We start from the raw sequence: 15,751 nt of genomic DNA, 5'->3' as shown, positions 1-15,751 counted from the left end.
ATGGGCGTTGTGACCCGGCCGGCAGACAACGTATAAATTTGCTGCGATACATAATGTCGTATGTATTTCAGTAAATGTCGTGTGATTGTGAGACCGGACCCCTTGGGGTTATATGGTCAAGCGATTAAGCGCACACGGTGGATGCCTAGGCAGTCAGAGGCGATGAAGGACGTGACAGCCTGCGATAAGCGTCGGTGAGGTGGCAAATGACCTGCGACCCGGCGATTTCCGAATGGGGAAACCCACTCATCACAAGATGAGTATTCATGAGCCAATACATAACTCATGAAGGCGAACCGGGAGAACTGAAACATCTAAGTACCCCGAGGAAAAGACATCAATTGAGATTCCCCCAGTAGCGGCGAGCGAACGGGGACCAGCCCTTAAGCAGTGCAACCGATAGGCGAACAGTCTGGGAAGTCTGACCATAGCAGGTGATAGTCCTGTAGCCGAAATCCGAGCATTGTGAAATCGAGTAGGTCGGGGCACGTGAAACCCTGACTGAACATGGGGGGACCATCCTCCAAGGCTAAATACTCCTGACTGACCGATAGTGAACCAGTACCGTGAGGGAAAGGCGAAAAGAACCCCGGCGAGGGGAGTGAAATAGATCCTGAAACCGTGTGCGTACAAGCAGTGGGAGCAGACTTGTTCTGTGACTGCGTACCTTTTGTATAATGGGTCAGCGACTTATTCTCAGTAGCGAGCTTAACCGAATAGGGGAGGCGCAGGGAAACCGAGTCTTAAATGGGCGACTTAGTTGCTGGGAATAGACCCGAAACCGGGCGATCTATCCATGGCCAGGATGAAGGTCAGGTAACACTGACTGGAGGTCCGAACTCAAGTATGTTGAAAAATGCTGAGATGAGCTGTGGATCGGAGTGAAAGGCTAATCAAGCTCGGAGATAGCTGGTTCTCCTCGAAAGCTATTTAGGTAGCGCCTCACGTATTACCACCGGGGGTAGAGCACTGTTTCGGCTAGGGGGCCATCCCGGCTTACCAACCCGAGGCAAACTCCGAATACCGGTGAGTACAGCGTGGGAGACACACAGCGGGTGCTAACGTCCGTTGTGAAAAGGGAAACAACCCAGACCGCCAGCCAAGGTCCCAAAATCCCGGTTAAGTGGGAAACGATGTGGGAAGGCACAGACAGCCAGGAGGTTGGCTTAGAAGCAGCCATCCTTTAAAGAAAGCGTAATAGCTCACTGGTCGAGTCGGCCTGCGCGGAAGATGTAACGGGGCTCAAACCGGGTACCGAAGCTGCGGGTGCATCCTTATGGATGCGCGGTAGAGGAGCGTTGTGTAAGCCTGCGAAGGTGTATCGTGAGGTATGCTGGAGGTATCACAAGTGCGAATGCTGACATGAGTAACGACAAGGGGAGTGAAAACCTCCCCCGCCGGAAGACCAAGGGTTCCTGTTCGACGTCAATCGGAGCAGGGTGAGTCGGCCCCTAAGGCGAGGCTGAAAAGCGTAGTCGATGGGAAACGGGTCAATATTCCCGTACCGGATGTTATTGCGATGGGGGGACGAAGAAGGCTAGGTGAGCCAGGCGTTGGTTGTCCTGGTAAAAGCGAGTAGGCCTGGGGATCAGGCAAATCCGGTCCTCTATAAAGCCGAGACGCGAGACGAACAGACTACGGTCTGGAAGTCACTGATGCCACGCTTCCGGGAAAAGCCTCTAAGCTTCAGATAACATGCGACCGTACCCCAAACCGACACAGGTGGTCAGGTAGAGAATACCAAGGCGTATGAGAGAACTCGGGTGAAGGAACTAGGCAAAATGGCACCGTAACTTCGGGAGAAGGTGCGCCGGCCAGGGTGACGGGACTTGCTCCCCTAGCCCTGACCGGCCGAAGAGACCAGGTGGCTGCAACTGTTTATTAAAAACACAGCACTCTGCCAACGCGTAAGCGGACGTATAGGGTGTGACGCCTGCCCGGTGCCGGAAGGTTAATTGATGGTGTTAGCCGCAAGGCGAAGCTCTTGATCGAAGCCCCGGTAAACGGCGGCCGTAACTATAACGGTCCTAAGGTAGCGAAATTCCTTGTCGGGTAAGTTCCGACCTGCACGAATGGCGTAATGATGGCCACGCTGTCTCCACCCGAGACTCAGTGAAATTGAAATCGCTGTGAAGATGCAGTGTACCCGCGGCTAGACGGAAAGACCCCGTGAACCTTTACTATAGCTTCACACTGGACGCTGATGTTACTTGTGTAGGATAGCTGGGAGGCTTTGAAACCCCGACGCCAGTCGGGGTGGAGCCAACCTTGAAATACCAGCCTGGTATCATCGGCGTTCTAACTCCGCACCGTGATCCGGTGTGAGGACAGTGTGTGGTGGGTAGTTTGACTGGGGCGGTCTCCTCCCAAAGAGTAACGGAGGAGCACTAAGGTACCCTCAGCACGGTTGGAAATCGTGCAATGAGTGCAAGAGCATAAGGGTGCTTGACTGCGAGACGGACATGTCGAGCAGGTGCGAAAGCAGGTTCTAGTGATCCGGTGGTTCTGTATGGAAGGGCCATCGCTCAACGGATAAAAGGTACTCCGGGGATAACAGGCTGATACCGCCCAAGAGTTCATATCGACGGCGGTGTTTGGCACCTCGATGTCGGCTCATCACATCCTGGGGCTGAAGTCGGTCCCAAGGGTATGGCTGTTCGCCATTTAAAGTGGTACGCGAGCTGGGTTTAGAACGTCGTGAGACAGTTCGGTCCCTATCTGCCGTGGGCGTCGGAAGTTTGAGAAGTGCTGCTCCTAGTACGAGAGGACCGGAGTGGACGCACCGCTGGTGTACCGGTTGTCATGCCAATGGCACCGCCGGGTAGCTATGTGCGGACGGGATAACCGCTGAAGGCATCTAAGCGGGAAGCCCCCTTCAAGATGAAACTTCCCTGGAGCCTCGAGCTCCCTGAAGGGCCCTCGAAGACGACGAGGTCGATAGGCGCGGTGTGTAAGTGCAGCAATGCATTGAGCTGACGCGTACTAATTGCCCGTGAGGCTTGACCATATAACACCCAAGTGGTTCGCATCACACGAAAACGTTGATGTAATGATCAGCATGATCCCTATTTTGATCCGCTGCTTTAAAGCAGCCGGTCTGCAGAATTGCCTGACGACCATAGCGTGCCGGCACCACCCGATCCCTTCCCGAACTCGGTAGTGAAACGGCTCCGCGCCGATGGTAGTGTGGGGTCTCCCCATGTGAGAGTAGGTCATCGTCAGGCACCCTTTCCGAACCCCGGTCCAATGGACCGGGGTTCTTTTATGTATGCTTGATAAAAACCGGCCGTGAGCCGGCCGGCCCTGCCCGGTCACTGACGTGACCGGGCAGGGCGGTGTCTCAGCCTGCCTTGTACTGCGCGGCAAGGGCGTCGGTCAGAATCGACATATCCGTTTTGATTTATCTGCTTAACGCCATACATATTGTTTATATAAGAAAATCAGTCTCTTTCCATGCAAAGAGACTTGGTATTAAGTCTCTTTTTGCACCACAATGAGCAGTCAAGTACCCGAAGTTCGGGTATATCGTTGATGTAATGAAGACAGTAGGCAAGGGAGAGCTAACGATGAAAAAGACACTGGGTATTCTGCTGGCTGCAATGCTTGTATTCGCTGTAGCCGGTTGTGACAACGATGACGGTCCTGCCGAAGAGACCGGTGCCAAGATTGATAACGCCGCCGATAACGCTGGAGAGGCCACCAGCGACGCAGCAGATTCCGTTGGTGATGCTACCAGCGATGCTGCTGACTCCGTCGGCGATGCTGCCAGCGATGCTGCCGACTCTACAGGTCAGGCCATGGAAGACGCTGGTGACTCCATCAGCGACAGCGCTGACGAGCACAGCAACTGATCTACTCCCGATAGGGTAGAGAAGTGAAAAAGCCTCCTGACCGCGGTCAGGAGGCTTTTTTGCTATGGAGCGGCACCTGATATCTCGGCGCACTCCATCCCTTACTGGGCGCTGGCTGCACCTACAGCGGCACCTGCAGCGCCGCCGATCAGGGCACCGGTACCAGCACTACCACCCGTGACCGCACCCGCAGCAGCCCCCGTCAGTCCACCAATACCAGCTCCCTGCGCTGCGCTGCGCCCTGTCGGACTGCTGCAGGCCGTCAAAAGAGCGAGGGCGCCTACAGCGGTCATTACCAGAATACTTTTGTACATATCTCTCTCCTTGCAGGCCTTGTATAAAAGATAGCTGAATCTCACCACTATCGGCCCACGTCACGAATTCTTTATACGCCTGCCGGTCGACGCCCGAAAATCCTGAATATAAAAAAGCCCTGCATAGGGCAGGGCTCGATAGGTTAGGATTCTGGTCGCGGTTTTGGCTTAATCCGGATAGGAAAAGATTTTCCGGGAGGAGCTACAATAACTTTTCCTGTTTTGGGATGCCTGAAGGACTTCCTAAAAATGAATTCTCCAGAAGAATCAGGGGGGAGACTATCGCTCATATCAAATCTACCTCTCAATTGAATTTTGGTAACAATTGATGCGTTGACTTGAGCAGAGATCCCTACCAAAATCCGTTTGCCAATTGGGTTTGGAGAAATCCTGCTCAAAGAAGTAACAAGGCTTGCCGGCCTTCTACTTCTACTTAGATACGTGCATCTTCGCATCTAAGTCAGTTCGGGCCCTGTTTAGCGACAGGGCCCGAATTTTTTATGCCTCAGTCCCAGGTCAGCGCGCCGCCGGTTTGATATTCGGTGACTCGTGTCTCAAAGAAGTTCTTCTCCTTGGGCAGATCAATCAGTTCCGACATCCAGGGGAAGGGGTTTTCCACGTCATCAAAGAGCAGGCCCAGACCGATCTGCTCGCTGCGACGGTTGGCGATGAACTGCATGTACTGCTCGGTGAGCTCGGCGTTCAGCCCGAGGATACCCCGTGGCATGGTTTCACGACCGTAGGCCGCTTCCAGTTCGTAGGCTTCCAGAAGCATGCCACGCACTTCCTGCTGGAAGGCGTCGTCCCACAGATGCGGGTTTTCGATCTTGATCTGGTTGATGCAGTCGATACCGAAATTCAGGTGGATGGACTCATCACGCAGAATGTATTGATACTGCTCGGCAATGCCGACCATCTTGTTGCGACGGCCCAGTGCGAGGATCTGGGCAAAACCGGTGTAGAACCACATGCCTTCAAACACGACATAGAAGGCCACCAGTGCGCGCAAAAATGCCTGATCGCGTTCAATGGTACCGGTCGTGAAGCTCGGGTCCTCCAGTGCCTGCGTGTACTTGAGCGCCCAGGCATCCTTATCGGTAATCGAGGGGATTTCCCGATACATGTTGAAGAGCTCACCCTCATCCAGGCCCAGTGACGTGCAGATGTACTGGAAGGTGTGCGTGTGAATGGCTTCTTCAAAGGCCTGGCGTAGCAGGTACTGGCGACATTCCGGATTGGTAATGTTGCGATAGACAGCCAGTACGATGTTGTTGGCGACCAGCGACTCGGCCGTCGCAAAAAAGCCGAGGTTGCGCTTGAGCATCAGCACTTCGTCTTCGGTCAGCCCTTGCGGACTGTTCACCGGGGCACGCCATGTGGCGATATCGCCCTGCATGGAGACTTCGGTCGGCATCCAGTGGTTGTTACAGCCGGCCAGATACTTTTCCCACGCCCAGCTGTATTTCAGCGGCAGCAGTTGGTTAACGTCGCTCTGGGCATTGATCATGGCCTTCTGGCTGGCATCAATACGCTGAGCGCCGGCCTGAATTTCACCTAGACCGGTGTTGTCGACCTGATCGTTATCATCGGCAAACAGGTTTGTCTCTTGCATCGTTTTCTCCCTTGCCATCGCCTGACCGTATCAACGGTGAGGGTGGACTTGAATGCGATAGACGGTGACCCGAGCGGGCCACCGTCGTATTGATCAAATTACTGGCAGGCTTCGCAATCCGGATCATCGAGTGAGCAGGCCAGCGGCGGGGCCGAGCCCAGCGGTTGCTGGGGCGCCTGTGATGCTTCCGGTGACGGCGCCGCCTGCGGCGTTGGGGCGTTGGGCTTGACGCCGGTCAGCTTGCCATCGGTGCCCTTGAGCGTTGACTTCTCGAGACGGGTCGAAGCCTGCGCGCGGAGGTAGTAGGTCGTCTTGAGGCCCAGCTGCCACGCCATGCGGTAAGTGGTATCCAGCTTGCGACCGGAAACACCGCTGATGTAGAGGTTCAGGGACTGTGCCTGATCTATCCACTTCTGGCGACGCGAGGCTGCCTCGACAATCCAGCGCGCTTCGATTTCAAACGCCGTGGCATAGCGCTGCTTGAGATCGTCCGGAATGCGATCAATCGGCTGAAGAGAACCATCGTAGTATTTGAGATCATTGATCATGACTTCATCCCACAGGCCGCGCTCCTTGAGCGCATGCACCATATGTGAGTTGACCACGGTGAATTCGCCCGACAGGTTCGATTTCACATACAGGTTCTGATAGGTCGGCTCGATCGACTGCGTCACACCACAGATATTGGAAATCGTGGCCGTCGGTGCGATCGCCATGACGTTGGAGTTACGCATGCCCTGACGACGTACCTTGTCGCGGATGCGATCCCAGTCCTGCGTTGTGGACGTATCCATCTGCAAATACTGTTCGCCACGTTCGCGCTGCAGGTCACGAATCGAGTCGATGGGCAGAATGCCCTGACTCCAGAGCGAACCTTCATAGGACTCGTATTGGCCGCGTTCGGCCGCCAGGTCGCTGGAGGCTTCAATGGCGTGATAGCTGATCAGCTCCATGGAGTGATCGGCAAAGGTCACGGCCTCATCGGAAGCGTAGGCGATCCCCTGCTTGTAAAGCGCATCCTGAAAGCCCATCAGACCCAGGCCGACCGGGCGGTGACGGAAATTGGAACGCCTGGCCTGCGGTACAGCGTAATAGTTGATGTCGATGACGTTATCGAGCATCCGCACGGCTGTCTTGACCGAGCGCTTGAGCTTCTCACTGTCCAGTTGACCATCGACCACGTGAGCGGCCAGGTTGATCGATCCCAGATTGCACACCGCAATTTCATCGACGCTGGTATTGAGCGTGATCTCGGTGCACAGGTTGGACGAATGGACGACACCGGCATGGCGCTGTGGGCTGCGCAGGTTGCACGGATCCTTGAAGGTGATCCAGGGGTGACCTGTTTCGAACAGCATCGACAGCATCTTGCGCCACAGATCCTTGGCCTGAACACGCTTGAACAGCGTGATCTCGCCGGTCTGTGTCATGGCCTCGTACTCTTCATAACGCTTTTCAAACGCCGCGCCATAAAGATCATGCAGGTCCGGGCAGGTGGCCGGTGAGAACAGCGTCCATTCCTTTTCTTCGCTGACACGCTTCATGAACAGATCCGGCACCCAGTTGGCCGTGTTCATGTCGTGCGTGCGGCGGCGATCGTCACCGGTGTTCTTGCGAAGCTCGAGGAATTCCTCGACGTCCATGTGCCAGGTTTCCAGGTACGAGCAGACAGCACCCTTGCGCTTGCCCCCCTGGTTGACCGCCACAGCCGTATCGTTGACGACCTTGAGGAAGGGAACAACGCCCTGTGACTTGCCGTTGGTGCCCTTGATGTAGGAACCCAGTGCACGCACAGGCGTCCAGTCATTGCCCAGGCCACCAGCCCACTTGGAGAGCATGGCGTTATCACGGATGGCACCGTAGATGCCTTCGAGGTTGTCCGGCACGGTGGTCAGGTAGCAGGAAGACAGCTGGCTACGCACGGTACCGGCGTTGAACAGCGTGGGCGTCGAGGTCATGTAATCGAAGCTCGACAGCAGCTCATAAAACTCGATGGCACGCGCTTCGCGATTCTGCTCGTTCAGCGACAGGCCCATGGCCACACGCATGAACATGACCTGCGGCAGCTCGTAGCGAACGCCGTCACGGTGCAGGAAGTAGCGGTCGTAAAGCGTCTGCAGACCGAGATAGGTGAACTGATTGTCGCGCTCGTGGCTCAGGGCATCACCCAGACGCTCAAGGTCAAACTCGGCGAGTACCGGATCAAGCTGCTCGAATTCGATGCCGCGCTTGATGTAGTTCATGAATGCCGGCTTGTAGAGCGTAGCCATGTCGCCAAAGGTCGCTTCCTCGGCAACCTCGAGGAAGGAAAGCGCTTCACGACGCAGATTGTCCTGCAAAAGACGCGCAGTCACGAAAGTGTAGTTGGGCTCCTTCTCGACCAGCATGCGCGCGGTCATCATCAGGGCCGTGGCCACGCCATCGGGGGTAACGCCATCATAGAGATTACGCAGCGACTCATCGACGATGCGACGCACTTCCACATTGTCCAGGTCCGCGCAGGCTTCGGTGACCAGCGTTTCGATGCGGGCCAGATCCAGTGGGCGGCGGCTGCCGTCAGGCTGTGTCACGTTGATGGTGGGGTGGGGCTTTTCGATGCCCTGATGCTGAGCGGCACGGGCCCGGGCGTGCTCTTCGCGATACAGCACGTAGGCACGCGCCACCTTGTGCTCACCCGAACGCATCAGTGCCAGCTCGACCTGATCCTGAATATCCTCGATATGCAGGGTGCCGCCTTCGGGCATGCGACGTGCGAACGTGTCCATGATGGACTGGGTCAGCTGATCGACCAGCTCGCGAATGCGCGAGGAACCGGCGGCATTGTCGCCCTCCACGGCCAGAAAGGCCTTGCTCATGGCCACGGAGATCTTGCTCGCATCAAAGGTGGCGGTATCACCGGTACGCTTGATGACGCGCAGTTGCTGATCGGACTGGCGCGTATGAGCATCATCAAAGGTTGATGAGGTATCACGCTCTGTATGCGAGGTTTCCATAACGTTACCTTCCTGCCGTAAGGTCAAAACCATGCCGTGTCTGTCATTTACGCAATGAAAAACAGACAGCGACAGGGTCAAAAAATTGGATCGAAGGGTATTGACACCAAGAGGGTGTTTTTGCTGCGAAACACTACATGGTGTGTCTTCTCAAAAAGTAGGCACAATATAGTGTGTCTGGAGGAACGTCTCAACACGAAAAGAGGGAGTATTCTGTGGACAAGTTGTGCTTATTTTTCTGAAAGCCCTGTAATGACTGGGGTATTTGAAGTTACATGAAAAAATCTATGGGCCATGTGGTGTTTTGTCGCGAATATTTCAGCTGGATCAGTTGCAGGGTACCAGGCCGCCTGCCGAGCGAAATTCATGCCGATCAGAGCCTGATGATGAGAATCGTGTGCAAATAGGTGGGTTCTGTATGGGCAGTTTCGTGTAACAGTGGCACAATGTTGCCAAATTTGAACGACCGTTGGGTTTGAAGGTCACATGTATTTATCGCTGTCTGCCTGTCGTATGCCCGGGCGCTGCCCGGGCAACATGCCGGTGACGGCACGGAAGCTACTTTATCAATGATTGGACGGACGAGCCTTGGATAACATTACAACCGCCAACGAACACATTCTTATCATCGAAGATGATGAACGACTGGCCGCGTTGACGCGTGAGTATCTTGAAGGCAACGGTTTCAGGGTAAGCGTTGAGCACGACGGGACCAACGGTGTCGAGCGTATTCTTTCTCTGCGACCCGACCTGGTCATTCTTGACCTGATGCTGCCGGGTGAAGATGGTCTGTCCATCTGCCGCCGCGTACGTCACCAGTACCCCGGCCCCATTTTGATGCTGACGGCTCGTACCGATGACATGGATCAGGTGCTGGGTCTTGAAATGGGGGCCGATGATTATGTGCCCAAGCCGGTGCCGCCGCGTGTTCTGCTGGCACGCATGCGGGCGCTGCTGCGCCGTGCTGATGGTTCGGAAACCTCCGAGCACGAGGAAACCCGCCTCGAGTTTCGCGATCTGGTCGTGGACTCCTCGACCAGGGAAGCCTGGCTCAACGGTGAGCGCATCGATCTGACCAGCGCCGAATTTGATCTGCTGTGGCTGCTGGCCTCTCATGCCGGTCGTGTACTGACGCGCGAAGAGATCTTCTCGGCGCTGCGCGGCATTCGCTATGATGGGCAGGATCGTTCCATTGACGTTCGTGTCTCTCGCATTCGACCCAAGATCGGTGATGACCCGCACCAGCCGCAGCGTATCAAGACCGTGCGCAGCAAGGGATACCTGTTCGTTCGAGAGATCTAGGCCGGCAACGAGCTGATCTCGTTTCGTGAAGGACGGCTTCGTCTACTTTAAAGAACCATGTGCAAAGGATAGACGATGCCGTCAAAGTTCCCCTCTCTGGTCCCATGGCACTCCCGCTCGGGCGGGGCGGACGGCGTAACGCCGCCGCCCCATCGTCCGCTGTCTGCCCACGGTGGTTTTCGCAGGCTTTATCTGACCCTGTTTTTCTCGCTCATGGCCATCTTCTGGGTGGGCGTGGTCGCCTCGTGGCTGATCGATGACTGGCGGGAGGATCACTATCGTCAGCGTCTGGCCAGCGGTCCGATGGCACTGCTCACCTCGCTGGTAGCCAGTCAGCCTGAAAGTTCGCGTGATGCCTGGCTGAGCGCCTACGAGGATGAGTTGGGCATTCGTCTGGCGCTGTCGGATTCCGAAACGTTGATGCTCGGGTTCATGGACCGACGTCGTCTGGCGGCAGGCGATGTGCTGGCGCGCCAGGCCCAGGGCGAAATCGGCTGGCAGCTCTATCAGCGTTTGCCGGGTGAAGACGACGCCATCCTGGTCGCACATTTTACCGGCCTTTCCGAGCAGCAGCCCCTGCAGCTGGTCTCCCTGCTGCGTCAGTGGCTCGAACTTTCACCGGATGAGGAGCGCGAGGCCCGCTTTCAGGAGCTGCGCAGCCGTATTTCTCTGCCCATGGGCATGGGCAGCGGCACACCGCCGGGTCTTTCCAACAGTCAGCTGGCACAGCTTAATGCCGGCCATGTTGTCATCAACGTTGTGGCCGAGCGCTCAAGCCTTGGCTTTTACGCGCAGTTCTCCGGTGGCCGCTGGATCATGGTCGGGCCGCTGTCGCCCTTTGAGTCGCTGCCCATTCTGACCATCGCCACGGTCATGGCGCTGATGCTGACCCTTTTGGGGACTGCCATCTATTTCATCATGCGCAGTGTGGAAAAGCGTCTGACGCGGCTTGAACAGACCACTGCAAGCTTTACGGCCGGGGACTACAACGCGCGTGTGACCATTCAGGAAGGGGAGTATCTGACTCAGCTGGGGCTGGCCTTCAATACCATGGCCGACCAGGTACAGGCGGTCCTCTCATCACAGCAGGATTTGATGCGTGCCGTTTCACACGAGTTTCGAACGCCGGTAGCCCGGGTGCGCTTCGCACTGCAGATGGTCGATGACATGAGCGAATCGCCTGGTATTCGGCGCCTGCTCAAGGGTGTGGATGACGATATCGAGTCCATTGACCGGCTGATCGATGAAATCCTGACCTACGCGCGGCTGGATAGTGCAACAGATGGACTGTTACCGCTGGAACCGGTCAGTCTTGAAGTGCGCGATATCGCCGACCGTGTTGTCGAAACGCTGACGCCGCTACATCCGCAATTGACGCTTGAAGTTACCGGCGGTCAGGATCTCAACGTGCATGCCGATGCACGCTATCTGCAGCGTGCGCTGCAGAATCTGGTGTCCAACGCCTGCACTCATGCCAGCAGCCGTGTTCACGTGCGCCTGCTGGGGGATGAGCGGATGGTGTATCTCAGCGTCGAGGATGATGGCGCGGGGGTGCCGCTCGAGGATCGTGAGCGTATCTTCAAGCCTTTTGCCCGCATTGACGACAGTCGCACTCGCCATCAGCCAGGCATCGGTGGCTACGGCCTGGGACTGGCCATTGTGGCCCGTATCGTGCAGTGGCATCACGGCCGCATTACGGTCGACACTGCTCCTGAGTTGGGTGGCGCCCAGTTCATCCTTTCCCTGCCGCGTCATTACGAGACGACAGAAAACTACGCCTGAGCCTCTCAGCCGGCCGGGCGTATGCCGTTGAGCACGGAAAAGGAGGTTTCACGCGCCGTGCGTAGAAAGTCACTCATCCAGACCTGACTCATCTGGTCGAGCCGAACAGCGGCATAGAGCGTGCCCCATACGCCTTCTCGGCCCAGCGAACAGGCTTTCACGTAATCCCTTTCCAGATATTCGGTCAATGCCCAGTTTGGCAGGGCGCAAACCCCGCGCTCGCTCGCCACCAGCTGCATCATCATCATGGTCAGCTCGGCCGTTCGTGTCTCGCGGGGGTGAATGCCGGCAGGTTCAAGAAAACGGGTAAAGACATCCAGTTTGGAGTGTTCCACCGGATAGGTGATCAGGGTCTGATCGACCAGATCCTCCGGTACGATATAACGCCTGTCGGCCAGGGGGTGCTGCCGGGCCACGGCCAGCATGCTTTCATAGCGAAAGAGTGGTTCATAGTGAATGCGCGGCAGCGGCTGTGGGTCGGCAGTAATAACCAGATCAAGCTGCTCGCGTGCCAGTGCCGGTAGTGGGTCAAAATGCTGGCCGGCGGGGATATCCACTTCTACCTCGGGCCAGTGATTGCGAAAGTGGTCGATGGTCGGCATGAGCCACTGAAAGCAGCTATGGCATTCAATGGCCATATGCAGGCGTCCCTGCTCTCCGCCAGCCATACGCGCGATATCACGCTCGGCATTACGAATCTGGGGCAGGACCTGCTCGGCCAGACCCAAAAGTCTCTGGCCGGCACGGGTGAACTGTACCGGGCGCGTCTTGCGCAAGAATAGCGGGCAGTCCAGCCGCTCCTCCAGATCCTTGAGCTGATGAGACAATGCCGACTGGGTCAAATGCACGCGCTCGGCGGCCTCGACCAGTGACCCGGTATCGCGCAGTGCCAGCAGGGTACGCAGGTGCCGGAACTCGATCATTAACGCTTCTCTCTCATGGCTGGTCTGAAAAATGAATCATTAACCCCTGCTCGGTGACGGGCAATGTTACGCCTTCGGCCGGCACTCGGTGTCGGGCAGCAGCAGGTCACGATCACCAAAATCCGAAGGGCACAGGGCTTCAGGGTGCGTAATACGTTTCAACAGCGCTGATAACAGCCCTGTATCGGGGCGTGGCATATCAACCGATCGCGAGGGGGCCGGCTGCCAGTGGCCGTTATCATCGCGTTCCCCGATATTAAAGGCAAAGGAATAGGTGCCGGGCTGCCCCATGCGCAGATCGGTCACGGCCAGCGCGCCATCGCGCTCCTCGCTGCGCCAGAAGGGGGCGGCAAACCAGCCCAGACGCTGGCCGGCCCAGCTGTCGACAAGCAGACCATGGGCCATCATCGGTCGGCGGAAGCTGTCGAAGGTCAGGGTATGAGGGGCATCCAACAGGCTGACCAGCGCTTCAAGCTGGCGATCGTCGTCGATCACGGTGACACGCCAGACCAGCGTGTTCAGCGGTGTGGGCTGGACCATGACCGGACGATCATCCAGCCCGCGCTGGATCAGTGCCGGCGACACCTGGGCCAGTACCATGGATTTGGCCACGACGGAAAATCCCAGATACGCGGTGGACATGGCCAGGCCGATCACAACGGCACGTCCGTGCGTGCCCCGGATCAGCGCCACAATAATGGCCAGCAGCATGGGCAGGGTATAGAGCGGATCGATGATGAAAATCGTTTTCCATGCCACCGGCGGCGAGGCGATGGGCCAGAGCAGCTGAGTGCCGTAGGTGGTAAAGGCGTCCAGAAGGGGGTGTGTGACCAGGCACAGCCACCAGAACCAGAACCATTGCCGAGTGGGCACCTGTCGGGTGGCCGGCAGTCGCGTGCAGACAAGAGTGAACACGCAGGCCAGCAGCGACAGAACAAAGACCGAATGTGTGGCGCTGCGGTGATAGGTGTAGTCGGCCACGGCGCTGCCGTAGTCGATGAAACTGTCCAGGTCGGGCAGGGTGGCCGTCACGGCGCCCAGCAGGATCGATTTGCGGCCCAGCCGCCGTCCCAGTAGGGCGCCGCCCAGTGCTCCGCCAAGGCAGGCCTGTGTCAGAGAATCCATCGTGTTGGTATCACTCCATTGATTGATGGACGTCACATCAGGCCATGGCAGTCTATGCTTGCTCTGCCAGAGCCGGTTTCAGTACGGCGGGAAGCAGGCCGTGTGATCAAAGAGTAACAAGGAGTGATGAACATGTCCCTGACCCAGCGTCAACACAAGGCGTTTCGAGCGCTGGCAGCCGACACCGACGGCATCGATGTCGAAGTCTACCAGCGCTTTGAGCGGGACCCGCTCGATCCCATTATCGGGCTTGGCCAGCGTCATCTGCGCGTCGGTTTTTTTGGTCGGGACCCGGGGCGCGACGAGGTGCGTTACGGTGAGCCCTTCATCGGGGCAGGCGGGCAGCTGGTCAGAAAGGCGCTTTATGAGCAGCTGTACGGCGAAAGCATGCCGGATTTCGAGGCCTCGCGCGCCGTGGGCGAACATTTTTTCTGGATCAATACCGTGCCCTACAAGCCGGTAGGCAACAAGGCCTGGTCGATGAAAGTCAAACGCCACTTTCATGATCTGATGAACGAGCTTTTGATCTCACACTGGGAAGGGCGCTCCCTGATCACACTGGGGCGCGAGGCCTTTTTCTGGTTTGGGATCAACCGACCAAAGGCCGAACGTGATCGGCTGGAGGCGTTCTGGAAACGCGACGATCGCTTTGAAAGCAGCATCGAGGTGACACTGGAAGCCCCGCAGGGAGAGGCGCAGACGTTTACGCTTTATCCACTGCCTCATCCGTCGCCGCTGAACCAGACCTGGTATGCCCGCTTTCCAGGGCTTCTGGCACAGCGTCTGAAACAACTGGAGGTCAGAACCGACAATCTGACGCTTTGAGGGTTCGGCTGCTAGTCGGGGCGAACGGCCATGCGACCGCTGCCGCAAAACATCAGTGCCAGTGCCGCGGCCAGCATCAGTATTTCGGTTTCGATGCGCCAGCCACCGGTGTCGCTCAATGCCCAGACGGCGCCAAGACGCATCAAAACAATGGCAAATAACATGTTGATGGCGGTCAGCGCACCACCGATTCGGCAGCGCCAGCCGGCAAGGATCATCAGCGGCGCCACCAGCTCGCCAATGAAGACTCCAAAGGCCAGCGGTGCCGGCAGGCTCCAGCTTTGGAGATGATCACCGATACGATCCATCACACCAGGGGCACCGATCTTGGCAATCCCGTGCAGCAGCAGCGTCACGCCCAGCGCCATGCGAAGGATCAATTTGCCCAGATGTTCATTGTTGAAAAACGACATGATCTACCCCGTGTGCCGGCGCTGACTTGAAAAACGACCTGTTCGCCGGCATTACAGTGCCATCGTTTCAGGATATTCACCAGATTGCATACGTTGGCAGAACGTGGCAGCCAATGTGTCATGTGCGTTTAAAAACGCGCGCCATAAGACCTTAAGGAGAACACCGTGCAATATCTACACACCATGGTACGTATCACCGATATTGATCAGTCCCTGAATTTTTACTGCAATCTGCTGGGCATGAAGGAAGTGCGCCGCAAGGAGAGCGAAAAGGGACGTTTTACCCTGATCTTTCTGGCCGCCAACGACGATGAGGCCACTTCAAGCGAGCAGCAGGCGCCGGAACTTGAGCTGACCTGGAACTGGGATCCGGAAGAACTGACCACGGGCGCGCGCAATTTCGGCCATCTGGCCTATCGCGTTGATGATATCTACGCCACCTGTCAGCACCTGATGGACAACGGCGTCACGATCAATCGCCCGCCGCGCGACGGCCATATGGCCTTCGTCAAATCACCTGACGGCATCTCCATCGAGCTGCTGCAAAAGGGTGACCCGAAACCCTCTCAGGAACCCTGGGCCTCAATGGAAAATACCGGCAGCTGGTAATT

The 15,751-nt window shown here is 57.0% G+C and carries 11 protein-coding genes and 2 rRNA genes; 7 read left to right on the top strand and 6 right to left on the bottom strand.

The window, feature by feature from the left end; genetic code table 11:
• Positions 1–114: 114 nt before the first annotated feature.
• From B9H00_RS05135 to B9H00_RS05125, 3 genes are all read left to right on the top strand, one after another.
• Positions 115–3,007 (top strand): 23S ribosomal RNA (locus B9H00_RS05135).
• A 101-nt stretch (positions 3,008–3,108) separates the two neighbouring features.
• A 5S ribosomal RNA gene (gene rrf / locus B9H00_RS05130) occupies positions 3,109–3,224 on the top strand.
• Between the two features lie 342 nt (positions 3,225–3,566).
• Positions 3,567–3,851: a lipoprotein gene (locus tag B9H00_RS05125; RefSeq protein ID WP_086899739.1), complete on the top strand. Its 285-nt coding sequence runs from the start codon at positions 3,567–3,569 to the stop codon at positions 3,849–3,851.
• Between the two features lie 101 nt (positions 3,852–3,952).
• Here the strand turns inward: B9H00_RS05125 and B9H00_RS05120 are convergent, their stop codons facing one another.
• The 3 genes from B9H00_RS05120 to B9H00_RS05110 all read right to left on the bottom strand — a co-directional run bounded on the left by B9H00_RS05120 (position 3,953) and on the right by B9H00_RS05110 (position 8,770).
• Complete coding sequence (locus B9H00_RS05120) at positions 3,953–4,165, bottom strand: YMGG-like glycine zipper-containing protein (RefSeq protein ID WP_086899738.1); 213 nt, start codon at positions 4,163–4,165, stop codon at positions 3,953–3,955.
• A gap of 505 nt (positions 4,166–4,670) precedes the next feature.
• Positions 4,671–5,777 carry a ribonucleotide-diphosphate reductase subunit beta gene (locus B9H00_RS05115; protein WP_086899737.1) on the bottom strand — a complete coding sequence of 369 codons (1,107 nt, stop codon included), beginning with the start codon at positions 5,775–5,777 and terminating at the stop codon, positions 4,671–4,673.
• A gap of 98 nt (positions 5,778–5,875) precedes the next feature.
• A complete protein-coding gene (locus B9H00_RS05110) occupies positions 5,876–8,770 on the bottom strand; it encodes a ribonucleoside-diphosphate reductase subunit alpha (protein ID WP_086899736.1) in 2,895 nt (964 codons plus the stop codon).
• A 588-nt stretch (positions 8,771–9,358) separates the two neighbouring features.
• Between B9H00_RS05110 and B9H00_RS05105 the strand changes: the two genes are divergently transcribed.
• On the top strand, positions 9,359–10,072 hold the full coding sequence (locus B9H00_RS05105; protein ID WP_120211695.1) for a winged helix-turn-helix domain-containing protein: 714 nt from the start codon (positions 9,359–9,361) through the stop codon (positions 10,070–10,072).
• A 75-nt stretch (positions 10,073–10,147) separates the two neighbouring features.
• Positions 10,148–11,854, top strand: coding sequence for an ATP-binding protein (locus B9H00_RS05100; RefSeq protein WP_086899734.1), 1,707 nt, complete (start codon positions 10,148–10,150; stop codon positions 11,852–11,854).
• A gap of 5 nt (positions 11,855–11,859) precedes the next feature.
• On the opposite strand, the gene B9H00_RS05095 is transcribed toward B9H00_RS05100, so the two are convergent.
• Together B9H00_RS05095 and B9H00_RS05090 are read right to left on the bottom strand one after the other, a co-directional pair.
• Positions 11,860–12,777, bottom strand: a complete 918-nt coding sequence (locus B9H00_RS05095) for a LysR family transcriptional regulator (RefSeq protein ID WP_086899733.1) — start codon at positions 12,775–12,777, stop codon at positions 11,860–11,862.
• A gap of 66 nt (positions 12,778–12,843) precedes the next feature.
• Positions 12,844–13,902: a metal-dependent hydrolase gene (locus B9H00_RS05090; RefSeq protein ID WP_086899732.1), complete on the bottom strand. Its 1,059-nt coding sequence runs from the start codon at positions 13,900–13,902 to the stop codon at positions 12,844–12,846.
• A gap of 132 nt (positions 13,903–14,034) precedes the next feature.
• Between B9H00_RS05090 and B9H00_RS05085 the strand changes: the two genes are divergently transcribed.
• Positions 14,035–14,727: a uracil-DNA glycosylase family protein gene (locus B9H00_RS05085; RefSeq protein ID WP_086899731.1), complete on the top strand. Its 693-nt coding sequence runs from the start codon at positions 14,035–14,037 to the stop codon at positions 14,725–14,727.
• Positions 14,728–14,738: 11 nt separating this feature from the next.
• Here the strand turns inward: B9H00_RS05085 and B9H00_RS05080 are convergent, their stop codons facing one another.
• Positions 14,739–15,140 carry a DoxX family protein gene (locus B9H00_RS05080; RefSeq protein WP_211329567.1) on the bottom strand — a complete coding sequence of 134 codons (402 nt, stop codon included), beginning with the start codon at positions 15,138–15,140 and terminating at the stop codon, positions 14,739–14,741.
• A gap of 165 nt (positions 15,141–15,305) precedes the next feature.
• Between B9H00_RS05080 and gloA the strand changes: the two genes are divergently transcribed.
• Positions 15,306–15,749, top strand: a complete 444-nt coding sequence (gene gloA, locus B9H00_RS05075) for a lactoylglutathione lyase (RefSeq protein ID WP_086899729.1) — start codon at positions 15,306–15,308, stop codon at positions 15,747–15,749.
• Positions 15,750–15,751 lie beyond the last annotated feature (2 nt).

This window comes from Kushneria marisflavi (assembly GCF_002157205.1).
GTDB classification, from domain to species: Bacteria; Pseudomonadota; Gammaproteobacteria; order Pseudomonadales; family Halomonadaceae; genus Kushneria; species Kushneria marisflavi.
This window is presented reverse-complemented; position numbering and strand designations above follow the sequence as displayed.